Origin of the sequence: Avibacterium gallinarum (genome assembly GCF_002921135.1) — a bacterium.
GTDB classification, from domain to species: Bacteria; Pseudomonadota; Gammaproteobacteria; order Enterobacterales; family Pasteurellaceae; genus Avibacterium; species Avibacterium gallinarum.
The window spans coordinates 169,179-188,877 of record NZ_PQVJ01000006.1 but is presented as its reverse complement, the minus strand read 5'-3'; the positions used below and the strand labels follow the sequence as shown (position 1 = coordinate 188,877).

Here is a 19,699-nt window from a genome sequence, read left to right as displayed (position 1 = left end):
CACAAATTTTTCAATAGCTAAGAGAAATTTGCCGATTTTTATTGACCTATTTTTCTCTTCTATGTTAGAAAAACTTACTGATGACATTCATTTTTCTTATAACAGAGAAATGATCCATTTGGGTGGATATTTTTAAGCCCGCGATTTTTACTAGGAGAGATTAATGGTTCGATACATTCGATACTTTATGAAATTAGAAGCTGCCAGCGGAATGTTACTACTATTTTTCGCTGCGTTTGCAATTTTATTGGCAAATACACCGTTAAGTCGTTTTTATTTTAGTTTTCTTGATGCACCAGTGGTGATCCAATTTGGTTCGATTGTGCAAATTAACAAGCCACTCTTAATGTGGGTGAATGATGGCTTTATGGCCGTGTTTTTTGTACTGGTGGGATTGGAAGTAAAACGCGAATTGCTCACAGGGGCAATTTCAAGTTATCAAAAAGCCATTTTCCCTGCCGTTGCTGCCTTGGGGGGAATGGTTGTGCCAGCGGCAATTTATTGGTTTGTTACTAAGGATACTCCACAATATCAAGACGGCTGGGCAATTCCAATGGCAACAGACATCGCTTTTGCGCTGGGGGTGCTAGGTTTGCTTGGCAGTCGCGTTCCTTTCGCATTAAAAGTGTTTTTACTTGCATTGGCGATTATTGATGATTTAGGCGCGATTATTGTGATTGCCTTGTTCTTCTCACAGGATTTAAGTACCCGCGCCTTAATTCTTGCCAGTATTGCCATTGTGGGCTTGATTTTGCTTAACCGTTTTAAAGTATCCAATTTAGGGCCTTATGTGATTGTCGGCTTAGTGTTATGGGTATCCGTGCTGAAATCAGGCGTACACGCCACGCTTGCAGGCGTTATTATCGGTTTTAGTATTCCGCTCAAAGGCAAAAACGGCAGAAAAGTGTTGCACGATATGGAACATATTTTAGCCCCTTGGTGTTCTTTCTTTATTTTACCGTTATTCGCCTTTTCCAATGCTGGCGTATCCTTATCAGGAATGGGGTTAGACACCTTAAGTTCACCACTCACCTTAGGCGTGATCTTAGGGCTATTACTGGGAAAACCACTGGGTGTCTTTTTGTTTAGTTATCTCTCAGTATTATTCCATATTGCAAAATTGCCTGAAGGAATTAATTTTAAACAGATTTTCGCCATTGCCTTACTCTGCGGTATCGGCTTTACAATGTCAATGTTCTTAGCAGGTCTTGCCTTTGGTGGCGATGGGGCAAGTGAAATGGCAAGCTTTGCTCGAGTAGGTATCTTACTTGGTTCAGCCATTTCAGCGGTCGGTGGTTATTTTTTACTAAAAGTTTGTACGAAATCTAGGGGATAATATGAGATAAAAAAATCGGGCTATTCAACGTAGCCCGATTTTTCATTAATGTTATTTTTTCAATGTTGGAATATATTCCGCTAATCCTTTCATTTCTTCTTCACTTAGACGAGATTTCGCCGCATTTCCTGCACCGACAATTTCCCCCGCTTTACGTTTTTCAAGTGCGGTGAGAATTTCTTCAGTTTTTAAGCTATTGATAATTGCAGATTGATTTAATGCTGATTTTTCCCCTTGTTTGCCGTGGCACATGGCACAAGAGCGATTAAAAATTTTTTGCGTATGCTCAAGGCTTTCATTAGCGTGGCTGTTGAGCGCCAATAGCGAGCCTGCAATAAAAAATAGAGTAGAAGCGTAACCTTTCATTATTTTTCCTCAAATAGTTTTCGTAATTCGTCCTCAGGGATTAAGCCCTCGAATTTATAAAGGATTTTTCCTTTAGGATCAAGCACGAATGATGTCGGTGTGCCAACCAACTGATAGCGTTCAGCCGTGATATTAAGCTGATCTTTGGCAATCGGCAGTGTGAGTTGATTTTTGTCTGCGACAGCTTGCGTGTTACCACGTTCACCATCAATATTAATGGCTAAAAGTTGTAAGCTCTCGGGATAGCTTTGGGAAAATTGCTGTAATAATTTCATTTCAACAATGCAGATGCCACAGGTTTCTGACCAAAAATTGATGAGCAATTTTTTCCCCGCAAATTGGCTTAATTCCACCTTGTTGCCTTGCAAATCAAAAGCCGCAATATCAGGGGCTTGGCTGCCGATATTGGCGGTTTGGTCTTTACAAGAAATAAGTAAAAAAAGCACCGCACTTAATAAACCAAGTTTTAGACTATTTCTTAATTGCATTCTGTTATCCATAAAAAATTGATGTGCTATGTTACCACAGAATGTCGCATTCAATATTTTTTGATTTGTAAATTAACAATAACGCTATCCAGTACAACACTGTATAGCGTTTTTCTGTTAGAATAGCCGCTAATTTTATTTACCCTAACCCCGAATTGAACGAATGGATAGCCAAAATGTGATCAACGCCTTTGCGGAAACGGGCGTGCTGAGTCAGCATATTAAAGGATTTCGCCCCCGAGCAGAGCAGCTAGAAATGGCGCAAGCCGTGGCGCAGGCGATTTCACATAAGCAAGCCCTTGTGGTGGAAGCAGGAACTGGCACGGGAAAAACCTTCGCGTATTTAGTGCCTGCGTTGCTTGCGGGCAAGAAAACCATTATTTCCACAGGGTCAAAAAATCTGCAAGATCAATTGTTCAATCGTGATCTTCCCGCCATTAAAAAAGCGTTGGGTTATACAGGCAAAATCGCGCTTTTAAAAGGGCGAGCCAATTATCTTTGCCTTGAACGTTTGGATCAGCTGATTGCGCAAGGGGTATTGGGTGATCGAACGGTGTTAGCAGATCTGGCTAAGGTGCGGAAATGGAACAATGCCACTAAAACAGGGGATTTAAGCGAATGTGTGGAAATTGCGGAAGACAGCCCGATTTTGCCACAGCTTACCAGCACCACAGAAAGCTGTTTAGGTTCAGACTGCCCGAATTACGGCGATTGCTATGTGGCGGCGGCGCGTAAAAAAGCCTTAAATGCCGATTTAGTGGTGGTGAATCATCATTTATTTTTTGCCGATATGGCGGTAAAAGAAAGCGGCTTTGGCGAGCTGATCCCCAATGCGCAGGCGATTATTTTTGATGAAGCCCATCAAATTGCCGATGTCGCGAGCCAGTATTTCGGCATTTCTCTGACTTCACGTCAATTATTTGACTTATGCAAAGATGCCAATATTGTTTATCGCACAGAATTAAAAGATATGAAACAGCTTGGCGTGGCGGCGGATACCTTGCTCAAGGTGGTGCAAGATTTTCGTTTATTATTGGGGGAGGGCAATCGCCGTGGCAACTGGCGTGAGCTGTATTCTCAGCCTGCGATGGCGCATTCCGCAGATAAAAGTGCGGTACAAAAATGCGTAGAATTATTGCAAGAAAAATTGGCATTTTTATCTGATGTGGTGAAACTTGCGCTCGGTCGTTCACAAACCCTAGACAGCATTTTTGAGCGCATTGCCAGTATTCAGGTGATTTTAAAACGTCTGCAAGAAACCCATTTGGTGGGATATTGCTATTGGTATGAAACAATGGGGCGTGGCTTTGGCTTGCATATCACACCGCTCACTGTGGCGGATAAATTCGGTGAACAGCTCAGCCAAAAAGAAGCCGCGTGGATTTTTACTTCTGCTACCTTAGAAGTGGGGGGCAATTTTCAGCATTTTTGCCAACGTTTAGGCATTCAAAATGCCGAGCAGAAAATTTTGCCGAGTCCGTTTAACTATCCTGAACAAGCCTTATTATGCGTGCCACGTTTCCTGCCGGCATTGAACCAATCACACACGCAAACACTGCTCGGGCAAATGTTATTACCGATCATCGAAAAAAATCAAGGGCGCTGTTTTGTACTTTGTACCTCTTATTCAATGATGCGTGGGCTGGCGGATTTTTTCCGTGAACACAGTGATTTAACCGTGTTATTGCAAGGGGAAACGGCAAAAAGCAAATTATTAGAACAGTTTACCACCCAATCTCACGCCGTGTTGGTCGCCACTTCCAGTTTCTGGGAGGGGGTAGATGTGCGTGGCGATGCCCTTTCCTTAGTGATTATTGACAAATTGCCCTTTACCGCACCTGATGAGCCTTTGCTCAAAGCACGAATGGAAGATTGTCGCCTACAGGGCAAAGATCCGTTTAATGAGATCCAAATTCCCGAAGCGGTGATCACCTTAAAACAAGGGGTAGGGCGTTTGATCCGCGATGTTACCGACCGTGGTGCGGTGATTATTTGTGATAGCCGTTTGGTGATGCGATCCTACGGTGAAACTTTCTTGAAAAGTCTGCCGAATGCTAAACGAACCCGAGATTTAAACAATGTAATCCAATTTTTAACAGAGAAAAAATAATGACAACTTTACTTGCTTTAGATACTTCAACGGAAGCTTGTTCCGTTGCCTTATTGCATAAAGGGGAAATCACCCATTTAGATGAATTAGCGCAACGCACGCACACAAAACGCATTTTGCCAATGGTTGATGAAATTTTAAGTCAGTCTGGTGTTACACTCAATCAAGTTGATGCCTTGGTTTTTGGCCGTGGGCCGGGTAGTTTTACTGGTGTGCGCGTGGGCGCAGGCATTGCACAAGGCTTGGCGTTAGGGGCAGATTTACCCGTGATCCCTATTTCTAATCTCACCACAATGGCACAGCAAGGCTATGAGCAATATGGCACAACACAGGTGCTATGTGCCATTGATGCCAGAATGAATGAAGTGTATTTTAGCCAACTTCAGGCGCAAAAAGTGCGGTCAGATTTTGGAGAGTTTTTTGACTGGCAAGCGTTAGTTAGCGAACGAGTTTGCAGCCCAGAATCCGTGCTTCAGCTGGCTCAACAAACGGAAGATTGCGTTAAAGTGGGAACGGGCTGGCAGGCTTATTCGCAACTTGCTATATTAGATTGGGCGAAAGATTCTGACATCATCTTGCCTTCTGCCAAAGCAATGTTGCCTTTAGCCTTGCCTTATTACTGGCAGAAACAATGGATAAGTGCGATGGAAATTGAACCAGTTTATTTGCGCAATGAAGTAACTTGGAAAAAGTTACCTGGGCGTGAATAACGCAGCAACATTTGGCACATTCGTGAGCTAATGATAAAATCCGTAAGATTTAATAAAAATAATAAGGATAACAAATGGAAAAGCCTTGGTTTATCAATTATCCAGAAGGTGCAGAAAAGCATATTGACACTTCTGCCTATGAAAATATCTTAGATATGTTTGATAAGGCGGTGCGCGAACACCCTGATCGCGCTGCTTATATTAATATGGGGCAAGTGCTGACCTTTCGTAAATTAGAAGAGCGTAGCCGTGCCTTTGCTGCCTATTTACAAAATGAATTGAAGTTACAACAAGGCGATCCTGTGGCATTGATGATGCCAAATTTATTGCAATATCCTATTGCCTTATTTGGGATTTTACGCGCTGGAATGGTGGTGGTGAATGTTAATCCCCTTTACACGCCAAGAGAACTAGAACATCAGTTACAAGACAGCGGTGCGAAAGCCATAGTGGTGGTGTCAAATTTCGCTTCAACCCTTGAAAAAGTGGTATTCAATACAGAAGTGAAACACGTTATTTTAACCCGAATGGGCGATCAGCTTTCTTTTGGTAAGCGCACGCTGGTGAATTTCGTGGTGAAATACATTAAAAAGCTCGTACCAAAATATAAATTACCGCACGCCGTAACGTTCCGTGAAGTGCTGGCTGTGGGCAAATATCGTCAATATGTGCGCCCGCATTTAACGGGTAATGATCTTGCTTTCTTACAATATACGGGCGGCACGACAGGCGTTGCCAAAGGCGCAATGCTTTCTCATCACAATATTATTACCAATGTATTTCAGGCAAAATGGATTGCTTATCCTTTCGTGGGCGATCACACGCGCGAACGCAAAGCCATTCTGGCTTTACCGCTGTATCACGTTTTTGCTTTAACGGTAAACTGCTTATTGTTTATTGAGCTGGGCGTTACCGCAATTTTGATCACCAATCCGCGTGATATTGATGGTTTTGTCAAAGAGATGAAAAAATATCGCTTTGTTGCCATTACTGGGGTAAACACCTTATTTAACGCCTTGTTAAATAATGAAAATTTCAAAGAAATCGATTTTTCACAGCTTAAACTTTCCGTTGGTGGGGGAATGGCCATTCAGCAATCTGTGGCAACCCGTTGGCACGAAACCACAGGCTGTAACATTATTGAAGGCTATGGAATGACAGAATGTTCGCCGCTGATTGCCGCTTGTCCAATTAATGTGGTGAAACACAACGGCACTATTGGTGTTCCCGTGCCGAATACGGATATTAAAATCATCAAAGATAATGGCGAAGAAGCTCAACTTGGCGAACCAGGGGAGCTTTGGGTGAAAGGCGAGCAGGTGATGCAAGGTTATTGGAAGCGTCCAGAAGCCACAGCGGAAGTGCTGAAAGACGGTTGGCTTGCTACTGGCGATATTGTGGTGATGGACGAATCTTACAGCTTACGCATTGTGGATCGCAAAAAAGATATGATCTTGGTTTCAGGCTTTAATGTGTATCCAAATGAAATTGAAGATGTGATTATGCTCAATTACAAAGTGGCAGAAGTGGTGGCCATTGGCGTACCTAATGAAGTGTCAGGCGAAACCATTAAAGTGTTTGTGGTGAAAAAAGATGAAAGTTTGACGCGTGATGAGCTACGCCAACATTGCCGCCAGCATCTCACGGGTTATAAAGTACCGAAAGACATTGAATTTAGAGATGAATTACCAAAATCCAATGTAGGTAAAATTCTGCGCCGCGTACTGCGCGATGAAGAATTAGCCAAGCGACCAGCAAATTAAATTTGCTTAATTTACTTGAATAGCAACAAAAGCGGACGATTGTCCGCTTTTGTATTGTAAAAGTGATGGAATAAAATTATGCCAGCAATAAAAAAAGAAATCAAAAATCCACCGCACTTTCAAATAGTTACTTCGGATATTGTGCTAGCAGAAGTATGCCAGCGAGCAAGAGAGAAATCTTGCGTGGCATTGGATACGGAGTTTATTCGTACCCGAACCTTTTATCCTAAATTGGGGCTAATTCAGCTTTATGATGGTGAGCAGGTTAGTCTGATTGATCCGTTGGAGATTGATGATTTCTCTCCTTTTATTGATTTACTGGCTGATCAAAATGTGGTGAAAGTGTTGCACGCGTGCAAGGAAGATTTGGAGATTTTTCACCACTATTTCAAACAATTACCAACGCCGTTAATTGACACACAAGTGATGAGCCATTTTTTAGGCTTTGGTCGTTCAATGGGATTTGCCAGTTTGATTTATCATTATTTTGAGCTGGAATTAGACAAGGGCGCTTCACGTACTGATTGGCTAGCTCGTCCGTTGTCGGAAGTGCAGTTACGTTACGCTGCGGCAGATGTGTGGTATTTAATTCCTCTATACGAGGAAATGCAGCAACACTTGGCGCAAACGCCTTGGCAAAGTGCGGTGCAAAATGAGTGCGAATTTTTATTGGAAAAATGCCAGAAAACTAAATCACCCGACACAGCCTATTTAGATATTCCAAATGGCTGGAAACTGAATGAAAGGGAGTTGATGGCGTTAAAATTATTAGCCAAATGGCGTGTGGAAGAAGGAATAAAACGCGACATTGCCCTGAATTTTATTGTAAAAAGTGAGCATTTATGGCTTGTGGCAAAACATTTTCCTAAACATACTTCGGAGCTGCTTGATTTAGGCTTGCTACCAATGGAAGTGCGAGTGAATGGCAAAAAAAATGTTGCAGCTTGTTGAAAAAGCAAAACGTACAGCAAAAAAAGAATATCCGTCACGAATTGTTCGTTTGGTTGATGATCCGCGTTATCGTTCTGGATTAAAAATTTTGCAGCAAAAATTAAAAGAAATTGCCCCAGCAGAGCTGCCGATAGAAGTCATTTCAAGCAAACGGGGCTTAGAAAGTTTGATGAAATGGTGCTGGATAAAACAGCAAGATTCAAATGATTTACCCGATTTGTTACAGGGTTGGCGAAAAGGGTTTGGTGAAGTTTTGCTCAAATCTTTACAAAGCTTTTAACTATATTGCTTGGCAATTTCTCAGTAGACAGATTAAAATATCCCGTTCTCTATGAGAATGAGTATATAACTAAGGTTTTGGTTATATTATTTTGTTTATTATTTAAAGGAAAATACAATGAATAAAATCATCAAATTAGGTACGGCTGTTATTTTTGCTCTTTTTGTTGTAGCGTGTAATAAAGCGGATCCAGAACTAGATTATCAAAAATTAGTTGAGTGGAGCGTGGCAAATCAGCAAAGCCAAGTTGCTTTTCATCAAGAATATATGCAAAAACTATCATCTGGAGATGAGAAACAAATTGCGGATGCAATGAACGCATTAAGTGCAAGAAACGCAGAAGTGCAAAAAAGCTTGAATGCTTTAGATATTAAAAGCCCTGAAATCAAACAGTTAAAAGATAAAATGCAATCGGTATTAACCTTAACTTCAGAGCTTGCAAAAGATGGTTTAGCATTAATGCATAATGCAACGCCTGAAGCCACTAAAGCGGTACAAGAGAAAACAGAAAAAACCACTGCTGCAACTGCGGAGTTACAAAAACTTCAAGCTGAATTAGCAGAAAAATATGGTAAAAAAGCAGAGTAAAATCGCTTCATTATTTGTAAAGGCCGCCGTTAAGGCGGTTTTTTTATGCTTGAATTTATTGCAGCGAAGGGATTTGGCGAAATATCTTCTTAAAGAAGATAAATTTTAAAAGCAATGAGAAAAGGGATTTCCGCATTATTAGGTGTAGCAGAAATGCTTTTCTATGAAGCAAAAAAGTAAGAAACGCAAATTGATTAGAAAAATACTGAAAGTTGTTTATTTAATCAGTTAAAGCGAAATCATAATGAAAGATTTGCAATTCCGTGGGGCTTGGGGCATAATGCGAGCGTTCTGTTGCTAGATTTGGTGGCAGATGTTATGGAAACCTTCTCGGTTCCTCGCAACGAGGTCTGGTTTACCCGGTCAGGTTCGGAAGAAAGCAGCCAAAGTCAGATTTTTCGTGTGCCGAGATCAAGCTGGGAAGGTTTCCGCCCAGCTTTTCTTTTCTCAACTTTTTCTCTTAAATCAATCTTTTAGTTTTTCAACTCAACTAAATTCTTTCCACTAATTGTTTGAAAAAGCCGTTTTCTTTTGCCATTAAGGTTTGATAATTGCCTTGTTCGATCAATTTGCCATCATCAATAATGCAAAGGTTATCAAATTGTTCAATCGCGGTAAGGCGGTGCGTTACCATAATTAAGGTTTTGTTTTGGCAATGGGCGAGAATTAAACGCAGAATTTGACGTTCTGTTTCGCGATCTAAACCTTCGGTAGGTTCATCAAGCAGTAAAATGGGCGCTTGATTTAGCAATAGGCGCGCTAAACCTAAACGGCGCTGTTCACCGCCTGAAAGCGGTCGACCGCCATCGCCAAGCCATTGATCTAAGCCCTGTTCTTGCTCTAGCAATTTGCTTAAGCCCACTTGGTTTAGCACGTTAATCATTGCCTCATCAGAAATCGGTTGCTGATTTGCCAGCTGTAAATTATTACGCAAAGTATCGCTAAAAATATGCACGCGCTGGGTTAAAAAACACATTTGGTTGCGCAAACTTTTTTCGCTGTAGCTGTCAATCGGTTGATTGGCAAGGAAAATTTTCCCTTGTGCGGGATTATAATTACGAACTAAAAGTTGTAACAGAGTGGATTTGCCACTGCCAGTTTTGCCTAGAATGGCGACTTTTTGTCCTTGTGAAATTTCAAGGTTGATGTTCTGTAGTGCAACATCTTGACGTTCTGGATAAGTGAAACTCACTTGCTGAATGAAAAGATCAAGTGCGGTGTTTTTTTCGATCGTTTTTTGTCCGTCAAATTGTACGAGTGGCGTTTGTTCGGTGATTTCGGTAACCCGATCAGCAGAAGCAATCACTTGCCCAATATGCAAAAATGCTGAACCCAAAGGCATTAAAATCTCAAAGGCAGCCAGTGCGGCAAGGGCAAATAGGGCGATGATCGCAGGGCTGTATCGATCACTGCCAAAATCAGCATTGGCGGCAAACCATAAGGTGAGCGCGAGCAAAATGCCATTGGCAAAAAGTACAAGTGCGGTGGAAAATCCGCTTAAATTCGCTTCTTTTTGTTGAAAGTGTTGCCATTGCTGTTCTGTTTCGTCCAGTTTTTGTTTGAGCGGTTTTTCGGCATTAAACAGCAATAATTCTGCTTGGGATTGGATATATTCCACAAATCGCGTGCGATAAACAGCGCGCGCTTGGGTGAGTTTATGCCCGAATTTTTGCCCTAGATGATAAAAAATCGTTGGCACAATCAAGACAAGTGCGGTCAAAATTGCACCAAAAAAGAGCGCTAGCGGAAGGTTGAAAAAGCTCAAACCTAGAGTGAGAAAGCCAATCACTAACAACGCCGTGATAAAGGGCGCGAGCAGGCGAAGATAAAGGCTATCGAGCGTATCCACATCTGCCACTAAGCGGTTTAATAAATCACTGTTACGATAGCGATTTAGCACGGCTGGGCTTAGGGGAATGATCTTTTGAAACACTTGCACACGCAATTTAGCAAGGATTCTAAAGGTGGCATCGTGAGTAACGATTTTTTCAAAATAACGGGCTACGGTGCGTCCAATCGCCAAGCCACGCACGGTAGCTGAGGGATAGAAAAAATTGAATAACGTGCCAATGCCCGCCAAGGCGGTGGCAGCCAAGAACCAGCCTGATACCGTTAATAAACCAATACTGGCGGCAAGCCCTGTGATCATCAGGATTAAGCCTAAAAATAACACGAATTTGGCGTGCTTAAATAAACGTAAAAATGGTAAAAGTGTACGCATTAATTAATATCCTGTTTACGTTGTGCAAGAAGTTCTGCGAAAAATCCGTTATTTTGTAATTGGGCAAAATTGCCTTGTTGAACGATTTGTCCTTGTTGCATCACAAAAATGCAATCGCATTGTTTCAGATCTTCAATGCGGTGGGTGATCATCAAGGTGGTTTGCTCGCGGCTAATTTTTTGCAAGGCGGAAAGCACCAGATTTTCTGATTGTGCATCCAGGCTGGCGGTAGGTTCATCAAGGAGCAATAAATGACGATGACGCAATAAGGCGCGGGCAATGGCTAAACGCTGTGCTTGCCCCACGGAAAGTCCAATGCCCCCTTCTTTAATTTCGGCATCTAGCCCTAATTTATCGGTAAATACGGTAGCCTGTGCTTGTACCAAAGCGTGTTGAATTTGTTCATCGCTAGCTTGGATACCGCCTAAGAGTAAGTTTTCGCGAATCGTGCCTTGTAATAGCAAGGGATTTTGCCCCACCCACGCAATCGCACTGCGCCATTGGGTTTTATTAATTTGATTGAGTTCAATACCATTAATTTTCAGGCTGCCTTGATAATCTAAAAAGCCGAGTAGGGTATTGATTAATGAAGTTTTCCCTGCGCCACTTTGCCCGATTAACGCTGTATGACTTTTAGCCGGCAGATGAAAATTAAGGGCTTGGGTGAGTGGTTTGCCTTGTGGCGAGAGCACCACCAGATCTTGCGCGTGGATTTCAACCGTTTCATTTAATGTGAAATCTTGGCTTGCTTTCGCTTCATTTAAAATCGGCTGTTCTAAAAATTCCACAATGGCATCAGCTGCGCCAATGGCTGCCGCGCGATCGTGATAATAAGTACCAAGATCACGCAAAGGCTGATAAAACTCTGGGGCTAGAATTAAGCAGAAAAAGCCAATAAATAAGGTGATTGGCGTGCCATAAGCGCCGAAATCAAGCTCACCTAGATAACTAAAACCAAAATAGACGGCCATTAGCGCAATGGAAATCGAGGTGAAAAATTCCAACACCGCAGAAGACAAAAACGCCATTTTCAGCACGTCCATTGTGGTTTCGCGGAAATCTTCCGTGGCTTGTTCAATATGCGCGGTTTGTTCTTCCGTTTTATTGAATAATCGCAAAGTTTCCAGCCCGCGCAGGCGATCTAAAAATTGCCCACTTAATTTAGCCAAGGTTTGCATATTTTTTTGGCTGCTGTCTGCGGCGGCGATCCCAACCAAGATCATAAAAATTGGCACAAGGGGCGCGGTAACGAGCAAAATTAGCCCTGCCGCCCAATTTAGTGGAAAGACGGCAATTAAAATAATCAACGGAACGATCACCGAAAGGGCTTGTTGAGGTAAATAGCGTGCGTAGAAATTATGCAGATTCTCCACCTGTTCTAACATTATGCTTGCCCAACTGCCAGCGGGTTTTTGGTTAATCATCGCTGGGCCAACTTGATGTAATTTGGTGAAAATTTGTTGGCGAATAAAATGCCGTAATTTTTGACCGCACTTGAAACCAAGGCGTTCACGCCAATACAAAATGATCGCACGCAAGCCGAAGCCGATTACTAAGGCGATAAAATAACCGATTAAATTTTCCCTTGCGGTTTGCGCCATAATGAGCTGATGTAATAGGGTAGCGAGCAAGTAGGTTTGGGCAACTAAGATCAGAGATGAAAGGCTAGCCAATAAAATATTTAGGCTAAGTAACTTTTTTATCGGTTTTTGTTGGGCGCGTAGCCATTTTTGTAGGTGTCGTTGGCGAGCTTTATCCATAATTCTGCGTAAAAGGGTTAAGTAAGATAATAAGGAAAAAAGAAAAGTGGTGCATTACGGCAATAATGCACCGCTTAGGCTTATTCTTGGCTATCTAAGAAGCGTTCTGCATCTAAGGCTGCCATACAACCTGTGCCAGCAGAGGTAATGGCTTGGCGGTAATTGTGATCCATTACATCACCTGCGGCAAAGACGCCCTCTACTGATGTGGCGGTGGCGTTGCCCTCTAAACCTGATTTCACCACGATGTAGCCATTATTGAGTTCAAGCTGACCAGCAAAAATCTCTGTATTTGGCGCGTGGCCGATTGCCACGAACATTCCGTCTAATTTGAGTTCTTCCGTTTCACCTGTTTGGGTGTCTTTTAAACGAATGCCGGTTACGCCCATATTGTCGCCTAGCACTTCATCTAAAGTGCGGTGGGTATGTAGGATAATTTTTCCTTCTTCCACTTTTTTGTATAGACGATCCACTAAGATTTTTTCTGCGCGGAAGCTATCACGGCGATGCACTAAATGCACTTCAGAAGCAATATTGGCTAAGTAAAGGGCTTCTTCCACTGCGGTGTTTCCACCACCAATCACCGCAACAGGTTTATTGCGATAGAAAAAGCCATCACAAGTGGCACAAGCAGAAACGCCACGGCCTTTGAAAGCTTCTTCAGATGGCAAGCCGATGTAGCGTGCAGAGGCACCTGTGGCAATAATTAACGCATCGCAGCTAAAACTTTGCACATCACCATAAAGTTTGAATGGACGAGAGGAAAGATCCACACGGTTAATGTGATCGAAAATAATCTCGGTATCGAATTTCTCCGCGTGTTGCAACATTCTTTGCATTAACTCAGGGCCTGTGGTATCACCAAAATCCCCTGGCCAGTTTTCGATTTCTGTGGTGGTAGTGAGCTGTCCGCCTTGTTGTAAACCTGTAACGAGAACGGGGCTTAAGTTAGCGCGTGCTGCATAAATGGCAGCGGTGTAGCCCGCAGGGCCTGAACCTAAAATTAACAGTTTGCAATGTTTCATTTCTGACATAAAAATTCCTAGTTTATAAATCGTAAAAAATCTTCGCTATTATAGAGCCTTACGCTGTTAAATTCATTAATAGAGTAGTGAATAGAGCAATCGGCGGTATTTATTGGTAATAGGATCATTATTGCCAATAGCAGCCAGAATAGATAAAAACTCTTGTTTCACTTCGCCATTCAGCACGCCTAAATCTTGTTTTAATAAGCCAAATAATAATTCCAAGGCTTCTTCATTGCGGTGCGCTTGGTGTAGCTGTAACGCCAGTTTTAAGGCCACTTCAGGGCTTGGATTGTTGGCGTATTCAGCTTGTAACTGCTGAATTTCTGGCGTGTCTGCTGCTTTAATTAATAATTCGATTTGCGCTTGCAACCCTTGCCAACGGCTATCGCGTTCTTGCAATGGAATGCGGTTTAAAATTTCCTGCGCTGGTTCAACGCGTTTCATCGCGATATAGGTTTCTGCATAAAGCAGGGCAATATCGCTGTTTTTGTGATCGGAAAGTTCCCACGCTTCTTTTAGCAATGGCAAGGCTTGCTCATAGTTTTCATTTGCCAGAAAATCTAACGCTTGGGTAAATTTGATCTCTTCTTCTTTTGGTAAGATCAGGCTTAAATGTTGTTCAAGGGTAGCATCATCTAATGCCCCTTGGAACGCATCAAGAGCTTGTCCATCTTTAAATAAATAGGTGGTTGGCAAGGCTTGAATACGAAACTGCGCCGCGACCATTTGTTCGGTTTCACAGGTAATTTTGCCTAATAAAAATTGCCCTTGGTATTTTTCCGCATAGCGTTCTAGCACGCTCACAAACGCATTAGATTCCCCGTGGCTTGGCGCATAAAACACTAAAGCAACAGGTTTTTGTTGGGTTTGCTGCAAGATCTCGGTGAGATTTTGTTCGGTAACATCAATAATATAAGCTGACATTTTCACTCCACGTTTCAGGCTAATTTGAGTTACAAAAATTGCCATTGATTGTAACAAAAGTGCGGTGGTTTTTGGAAAAAACTTCCCAAAAAACCACCGCACTTAATGATTTAATAAAAATCTTGCTTAGAACAAAATACTTCCCACTAAGGCAAAAGCAAATCCGGTAAAGCCGATGAGGGTTTCTAGCACTGTCCAAGTTTTTAATGTGGTTTTGGTATCCATTTCTAGGAAACGGCTGACTAACCAGAAACCGCTGTCATTAACGTGAGAGAATACCGTCGCACCTGAGGCGATAGCGATCACGATAAAGCAAAGATCGAATTGGCTTAATCCAACCGTTGCCGCCACCGTTGGCGCAATTAAGGCTGATGTGGTGGTGAGTGCCACGGTGGCAGAACCTTGTGCTACACGCAATGCCATTGAAATAATGAAGGCGGCCACAATCACAGGCATTCCTGTATCTGCAAACATAGCAGAAAGCTCATTACCAATGCCACTTGCACGAAATACGCCACCGAACATACCACCTGCGCCAGTGACAAGGACGATAGAACAGATTGGCCCGAGTGCGTTATCACAGATTTTTTCGATTTGTTCATTACTGCGCTGATCTTTTAGCAATAAAATGGTTACAACTAAGGTAATCAATAATGCCACAGGGGTTTTGCCGAGTAAGCGTAAGCCTTGCACCCAAGCCTGTGAGCCATCAACCACGCCTGCGACAGAAAGGGTATTCAAGCCGGTATCACATAAAATCAGCACTAATGGCAATAATAAAATGGTTAACACTTTACCAAAACTTGGTGGATTTAGCACCGCAGTTTCATTGATGGCGTTTGCGTTTAAGAACGCTTTTGGTAAATCTACCATCACTTTTTTACCTAAGTATTGGCTAAATAAGTAGCTTGCGATGTACCAAGTTGGAATACCACAGACTAAACCAACGATGACTAATAAGCCAATGTTTGCTCCTAATAAATCGCCTGAAGCAACAGGGCCAGGGTGCGGAGGCACAAAGGCGTGCATTACAGCAAATGCGCCTGCTGCTGGGAAGGCATAGCGCAATACTGAACCCCCAAAGCGTTTTGCCACACTAAAGATGATTGGTAGCATCACGACTAATCCCGCATCAAAGAAAATTGGGAAGCCAAACAATAAAGAGGCGACTCCTAAAGCGAATGGTGCATTTTTTTCGCCAAATTTATTGATGAGCGTATCAGCAAGCACTTTTGCGCCGCCAGTGATTTCAAGCAAGCGACCGATCATCGCGCCTAAACCAACTAATAACGCCACAGACGCTAATGTGCCGCCGAAGCCTTTAGTTAAAGTTGGCAGAATTTCATTGAATGGCACGCCAGTGGCTAGTGCCGTGAGCAAGCTAACGATAATTAAGGCGACAAAGGCGTGAACTCTGAATTTCATAATTAATAAAAGCAACAGCAATACTGAAGCTATCAAAGTGAAAATCAACATATAAGATCCTTAGTATTTGATGATTAATTTCTTAGCCAACGACCAAGAACGGATTGCTAATTTACCCGTAACATTAAAATTAACTAGCAAGGTAAAATAGATAGGCATATTATTAGGGAAATTCTAGCTAAAGTTCAAATGATTAGGACGAAAATAGCGATTTTTGTTAAAAATTTGTGAGAATGATCACAAAATAGAATGTTACCAGTAACTAAAATCTGCAATTTTTTGTTATGGTTAGCACAGTAGAAATAAAATTTAGCGGTAAGGAAAAGAAAATGGAAAAAACAAAAGGCAAAAGTTTTATCTTAATGGGCGTTTCTAGCACAGGAAAAACTTCCGTAGGTACGGAGGTTTGCCGCCGTTTAGGGTTAAAATTAATTGATGGGGACGATCTCCACCCTAGAGCTAATATCATCAAAATGGGCAATGGGCAACCACTCAATGATGAAGATCGTGCTCCTTGGCTTGAACGTATCCGTGATGCAGCATTCAGCTTAGAACAAAAAAGTGAGCAAGGGATTATTGTTTGTTCCGCATTGAAGAAAAAATACCGCGATCAAATTCGTGATGGCAACGAAAGCGTGAAATTCCTGTTTTTAGAAGGTAGCTTTGATTTAGTGCTAGAGCGAATGAAAAATCGCAAAGGGCATTATATGAAAACAGAAATGCTCAAAAGCCAATTTGATACCTTAGAAACCCCACAAGCTGATGAGCCAGATGTTATTCATATTGATATTGATGGAACATTTGATGAAGTGGTTGAGCGTTGTGTGGTGGCGTTAAAGCCGTTTTTGAAATAAATGTGGATAGTTTAGTAAAACTTTACTTTCTATACGCTTTTCGCGTATAATTTTCTGAGTTTTATTGGAGAAACTATGAAAGCGGTTTTTATTGAATTGCCTCCTTTTGAACGCTATCGAAAAGCGTTAATGACTGATGATGAATATTTTGTTTTGCAAAATGAATTATTAGCAAATCCAGAAAAGGGGGATTTGATTCAAGGTTCGGGCGGTGTAAGAAAAATCCGTATTTCGGATGAAAAGCGTAACAAAGGAAAAAGAGGCGGAGCAAGAGTGATTTATTACTGGCTTAGTCGCCAATGTCATTTTTTGATGATTACTGCTTATAGTAAGAAACAGAAAGATGATTTAGCTCCGGAAGAAATAAAAGCGATTTCGCAACTTATTAAGCATATTAAGGAGGAATAATGGAACGGAACATTGCAAATGAAATTATTGAGGGATTGAATGCTTACCTTGATTATCAACAAGGCAAAACCACCCTCAAAACCATTGAGCGTGAGCTTCCAGCGGAAATGGGTGAAATAAGCGCGAATGAAGTGAAGTCTATTCGCGAAAAACTTAATCTATCACAATCGGTTTTTGCTAAGAAATTGAGAATGAGCGTACGCACTTATCAAGGTTGGGAACAAGGCAAAACCACGCCAAATAAACAAGCCACATTACTCTTGAAGATGATTGAGCGCTCACCACAAACCTTTGAAGAAATTGCCTCTCTCTAATTGGATCCCCTAGTCAATAGGGGATTTCTCTTTTTTATCCCTCTATAAACCCTTTCATAAACCTGTTAAAATCCACAAAATTTTTTTGAGATAAGGACAGAGTGTGGCGTTAATTAGTTTAACTAACGGTTATCTTTCTTTTAGTGATCACCCCTTGTTAGATCACACGGATTTATACATTGAATCCGGCGAGCGCGTTTGCTTGGTGGGGCGTAATGGGGTAGGCAAATCTACCTTAATGAAAATTTTGGCAGGCGAAATGGTGATGGACGATGGCCGCCTGCAATTTGAGCGTGATCTGGTGATCTCGCGCCTTGAACAAGATCCCCCACGCAATGCGCAAGGCAATGTGTTTGACTATGTGGCGGAGGGCATTGCCCATTTGGCCGATTTATTGAAAGAATATCACCGCACTTCGGATTTGCTTGAGCAAGAATATAGCGAAAGCACGCTAAATCGTTTGGCAGAAATTCAAGCTCAACTTGAACACGCCGATGGTTGGCGGTTTGAAAATAAAATCCGTGAAACTCTAATGAAATTAGGGCTTGAGCCAAATATGCGATTGGCGGATTTATCAGGCGGCTGGTTGCGTAAGGCAGCATTGGCGCGCGCTTTGGTGTGCGATCCTGACGTATTGTTGCTTGATGAACCCACTAACCACCTTGATGTTGATGCCATTGAATGGCTAGAAAATTTCCTGCTGAGTTTTGCAGGTTCGATCATCTTTATTTCTCACGACCGTGCTTTTATCAGCAAAATGGCCACCCGTATCGTTGATCTTGATCGAGGAAAATTGGTGTCTTACCCCGGTGATTATGCGAAATATCTCCTTGAAAAAGAAGAAAATCTGCGTGTGGAAGCCCTACAAAACGAGCTGTTCGATAAAAAATTAGCGCAAGAAGAAGTGTGGATTCGCCAAGGGATTAAGGCGCGGAGAACCCGTAATGAAGGGCGAGTGCGAGCCTTGAAAGCCTTGCGTGAAGAACGCCGTCAGCGTAGAGATGTGCAGGGTAGCGCCAAGTTGCAAGTGGATAATTCCACCCGTTCAGGCAAAATCGTCTTTGAAGTGGAAGATGTAAGCTATGAAATTGCAGGGAAAAAACTGATTTCGCATTTTTCAACCACCATTTTGCGTGGCGATAAAATTGCCTTAGTCGGGGCAAATGGGATTGGAAAAACCACCTTGATTAAATTGCTTTTAGGCGAAATTCAGCCAACTTCAGGGCGCATTAAATGCGGTACAAAATTAGAAATTGCGTATTTCGATCAATATCGTGTCGATCTCGATCCTGAAAAAACTGTGATGGATAATGTGGCGGACGGCAAGCAGGATATTGAAGTCAATGGCGTGAAACGCCACGTTTTAGGCTATTTGCAAGATTTCTTATTTCCACCTAAGCGCGCAATGGTGCCAGTCAAAGCCCTTTCTGGCGGTGAGCGTAACCGCTTATTATTGGCAAAATTATTGCTCAAACCCAATAATTTGCTGATTTTGGACGAACCGACCAATGATCTTGATGTGGAAACCTTAGAATTATTGGAAGAATTGCTGGCAGATTATCAAGGCACGTTGCTGATTGTGAGCCACGATCGTCAATTTATTGATAACACGGCGACTGAATGCTACATCTTTGAAGGCAATGGCGTGATCAATAAATATGTGGGCGGTTTCCACGATGCGAAACAGCAACAAGCCAATGTGCTTGCTTTGAAAGAAGCAGAACAGGCCAAAGAGAAAAAAGCGAAAGAAAAACAAGCGGAAAGTGCGGTGGAAATGAACAGAGTTTCTCACAAACCGGTGAAAAATCGTCCTGTGAAACTTTCTTACAATGAGCAACGAGAGCTAGAGCAACTGCCACAAAAATTGGAAGATTTGGAAGAAAAAATCACCGCACTTCAAGCGGAAGTGTCTGATCCGAATTTCTTCCAGCAAGATCACCAATATACGGCGGACAAACTACAACAGCTTGCCGATGCGGAACAAGCGTTAGAACAGGCTTTTGCCCGTTGGGAGGAATTGGAAGAAAAGAAAAATATGGCAAGTTGATAACTTGCTATAAAGATAAGTGCGGTGGAATTTTAGCAAATTTTATCCATAAAAAAACCGCCACATTAAAAACAAGTGGCGGAGAGGTCTTAAATAAGAAATTAGTTTGAAAAAGACAACTGCAAT

Annotated in this window: 16 protein-coding genes, 1 other RNA gene and 1 pseudogene; 11 read left to right on the top strand and 7 right to left on the bottom strand. The window is 42.2% G+C overall.

All coding sequences use genetic code 11. The annotated features are described in order from the left end of the window. Positions 1-163 precede the first annotated feature (163 nt). A complete protein-coding gene (gene nhaA, locus C3007_RS02485; protein ID WP_103852929.1) occupies positions 164-1,336 on the top strand; it encodes a Na+/H+ antiporter NhaA in 1,173 nt (390 codons plus the stop codon). A 51-nt stretch (positions 1,337-1,387) separates the two neighbouring features. Here nhaA and C3007_RS02480 read toward each other — a convergent pair whose 3' ends face one another. Together C3007_RS02480 and C3007_RS02475 are read right to left on the bottom strand one after the other, a co-directional pair. Continuing rightward, entirely contained in the window at positions 1,388-1,702 is a 315-nt protein-coding gene (locus tag C3007_RS02480; RefSeq protein ID WP_017806140.1) for a c-type cytochrome, read from the bottom strand. Further along, complete coding sequence (locus tag C3007_RS02475) at positions 1,702-2,202, bottom strand: TlpA family protein disulfide reductase (protein WP_423716503.1); 501 nt, start codon at positions 2,200-2,202, stop codon at positions 1,702-1,704. The genes C3007_RS02480 and C3007_RS02475 overlap by 1 nt, the downstream gene beginning before the upstream one ends. Positions 2,203-2,353: 151 nt before the next feature. On the opposite strand from C3007_RS02475, the gene yoaA reads away from it, so the two are divergent. From yoaA to ffs, 6 genes and pseudogenes are all read left to right on the top strand, one after another. Beyond that, positions 2,354-4,300, top strand: a complete 1,947-nt coding sequence (gene yoaA / locus C3007_RS02470; RefSeq protein WP_103852927.1) for a DNA repair helicase YoaA — start codon at positions 2,354-2,356, stop codon at positions 4,298-4,300. After that, complete coding sequence (gene tsaB / locus C3007_RS02465) at positions 4,300-5,010, top strand: tRNA (adenosine(37)-N6)-threonylcarbamoyltransferase complex dimerization subunit type 1 TsaB (protein WP_103852926.1); 711 nt, start codon at positions 4,300-4,302, stop codon at positions 5,008-5,010. Before yoaA ends, tsaB begins: the two co-directional genes overlap by 1 nt. Positions 5,011-5,084: 74 nt before the next feature. Continuing rightward, entirely contained in the window at positions 5,085-6,773 is a 1,689-nt protein-coding gene (gene fadD, locus C3007_RS02460) for a long-chain-fatty-acid--CoA ligase FadD (protein ID WP_103852925.1), read from the top strand. Positions 6,774-6,851: 78 nt separating this feature from the next. Beyond that, a pseudogene (rnd, locus tag C3007_RS02455) lies at positions 6,852-8,004 on the top strand (ribonuclease D). 117 nt (positions 8,005-8,121) lie between these two features. Further along, positions 8,122-8,592: a hypothetical protein gene (locus C3007_RS02450; RefSeq protein ID WP_103852924.1), complete on the top strand. Its 471-nt coding sequence runs from the start codon at positions 8,122-8,124 to the stop codon at positions 8,590-8,592. Positions 8,593-8,919: 327 nt separating this feature from the next. Further along, an RNA gene (ffs, locus tag C3007_RS02445) (signal recognition particle sRNA small type) lies at positions 8,920-9,018 on the top strand. A gap of 64 nt (positions 9,019-9,082) precedes the next feature. Here ffs and cydC read toward each other — a convergent pair. From cydC to C3007_RS02420, 5 genes are all read right to left on the bottom strand, one after another. Then, positions 9,083-10,813, bottom strand: coding sequence for a heme ABC transporter ATP-binding protein/permease CydC (gene cydC / locus C3007_RS02440; protein WP_103852923.1), 1,731 nt, complete (start codon positions 10,811-10,813; stop codon positions 9,083-9,085). Next, entirely contained in the window at positions 10,813-12,573 is a 1,761-nt protein-coding gene (gene cydD / locus C3007_RS02435; RefSeq protein WP_103852922.1) for a heme ABC transporter permease/ATP-binding protein CydD, read from the bottom strand. The genes cydC and cydD overlap by 1 nt, the downstream gene beginning before the upstream one ends. A gap of 80 nt (positions 12,574-12,653) precedes the next feature. Further along, the gene (gene trxB / locus C3007_RS02430; protein WP_103852921.1) at positions 12,654-13,607 is read right to left on the bottom strand and encodes a thioredoxin-disulfide reductase; all 954 of its coding nucleotides are present in this window, start codon (positions 13,605-13,607) and stop codon (positions 12,654-12,656) included. 66 nt (positions 13,608-13,673) lie between these two features. Then, positions 13,674-14,525, bottom strand: a complete 852-nt coding sequence (locus tag C3007_RS02425) for a co-chaperone YbbN (RefSeq protein WP_103852920.1) — start codon at positions 14,523-14,525, stop codon at positions 13,674-13,676. 126 nt (positions 14,526-14,651) lie between these two features. Then, a complete protein-coding gene (locus tag C3007_RS02420; protein WP_103852919.1) occupies positions 14,652-16,001 on the bottom strand; it encodes a GntP family permease in 1,350 nt (449 codons plus the stop codon). A 278-nt stretch (positions 16,002-16,279) separates the two neighbouring features. Between C3007_RS02420 and C3007_RS02415 the strand changes: the two genes are divergently transcribed. From C3007_RS02415 to C3007_RS02400, 4 genes are all read left to right on the top strand, one after another. Further along, on the top strand, positions 16,280-16,804 hold the full coding sequence (locus C3007_RS02415) for a gluconokinase (protein WP_103852918.1): 525 nt from the start codon (positions 16,280-16,282) through the stop codon (positions 16,802-16,804). A gap of 75 nt (positions 16,805-16,879) precedes the next feature. Then, positions 16,880-17,212, top strand: coding sequence for a type II toxin-antitoxin system RelE/ParE family toxin (locus C3007_RS02410; RefSeq protein ID WP_103852917.1), 333 nt, complete (start codon positions 16,880-16,882; stop codon positions 17,210-17,212). Next, a complete protein-coding gene (locus tag C3007_RS02405) occupies positions 17,212-17,526 on the top strand; it encodes a helix-turn-helix domain-containing protein (RefSeq protein WP_103852916.1) in 315 nt (104 codons plus the stop codon). Before C3007_RS02410 ends, C3007_RS02405 begins: the two co-directional genes overlap by 1 nt. Before the next feature lie 103 nt (positions 17,527-17,629). After that, positions 17,630-19,573: an ABC transporter ATP-binding protein gene (locus tag C3007_RS02400; protein WP_103852915.1), complete on the top strand. Its 1,944-nt coding sequence runs from the start codon at positions 17,630-17,632 to the stop codon at positions 19,571-19,573. Positions 19,574-19,699 lie beyond the last annotated feature (126 nt).

Coding starts and splice junctions, on each gene's coding strand:
- nhaA (WP_103852929.1), top strand. CDS start 164: ATGGTTCGATACATTCGATACTTTATGAAATTAGAAGCTGCCAGCGGA.
- C3007_RS02480 (WP_017806140.1), bottom strand. CDS start 1,702: ATGAAAGGTTACGCTTCTACTCTATTTTTTATTGCAGGCTCGCTATTG.
- C3007_RS02475 (WP_423716503.1), bottom strand. CDS start 2,202: ATGGATAACAGAATGCAATTAAGAAATAGTCTAAAACTTGGTTTATTA.
- yoaA (WP_103852927.1), top strand. CDS start 2,354: ATGGATAGCCAAAATGTGATCAACGCCTTTGCGGAAACGGGCGTGCTG.
- tsaB (WP_103852926.1), top strand. CDS start 4,300: ATGACAACTTTACTTGCTTTAGATACTTCAACGGAAGCTTGTTCCGTT.
- fadD (WP_103852925.1), top strand. CDS start 5,085: ATGGAAAAGCCTTGGTTTATCAATTATCCAGAAGGTGCAGAAAAGCAT.
- C3007_RS02450 (WP_103852924.1), top strand. CDS start 8,122: ATGAATAAAATCATCAAATTAGGTACGGCTGTTATTTTTGCTCTTTTT.
- cydC (WP_103852923.1), bottom strand. CDS start 10,813: ATGCGTACACTTTTACCATTTTTACGTTTATTTAAGCACGCCAAATTC.
- cydD (WP_103852922.1), bottom strand. CDS start 12,573: ATGGATAAAGCTCGCCAACGACACCTACAAAAATGGCTACGCGCCCAA.
- trxB (WP_103852921.1), bottom strand. CDS start 13,607: ATGTCAGAAATGAAACATTGCAAACTGTTAATTTTAGGTTCAGGCCCT.
- C3007_RS02425 (WP_103852920.1), bottom strand. CDS start 14,525: ATGTCAGCTTATATTATTGATGTTACCGAACAAAATCTCACCGAGATC.
- C3007_RS02420 (WP_103852919.1), bottom strand. CDS start 16,001: ATGTTGATTTTCACTTTGATAGCTTCAGTATTGCTGTTGCTTTTATTA.
- C3007_RS02415 (WP_103852918.1), top strand. CDS start 16,280: ATGGAAAAAACAAAAGGCAAAAGTTTTATCTTAATGGGCGTTTCTAGC.
- C3007_RS02410 (WP_103852917.1), top strand. CDS start 16,880: ATGAAAGCGGTTTTTATTGAATTGCCTCCTTTTGAACGCTATCGAAAA.
- C3007_RS02405 (WP_103852916.1), top strand. CDS start 17,212: ATGGAACGGAACATTGCAAATGAAATTATTGAGGGATTGAATGCTTAC.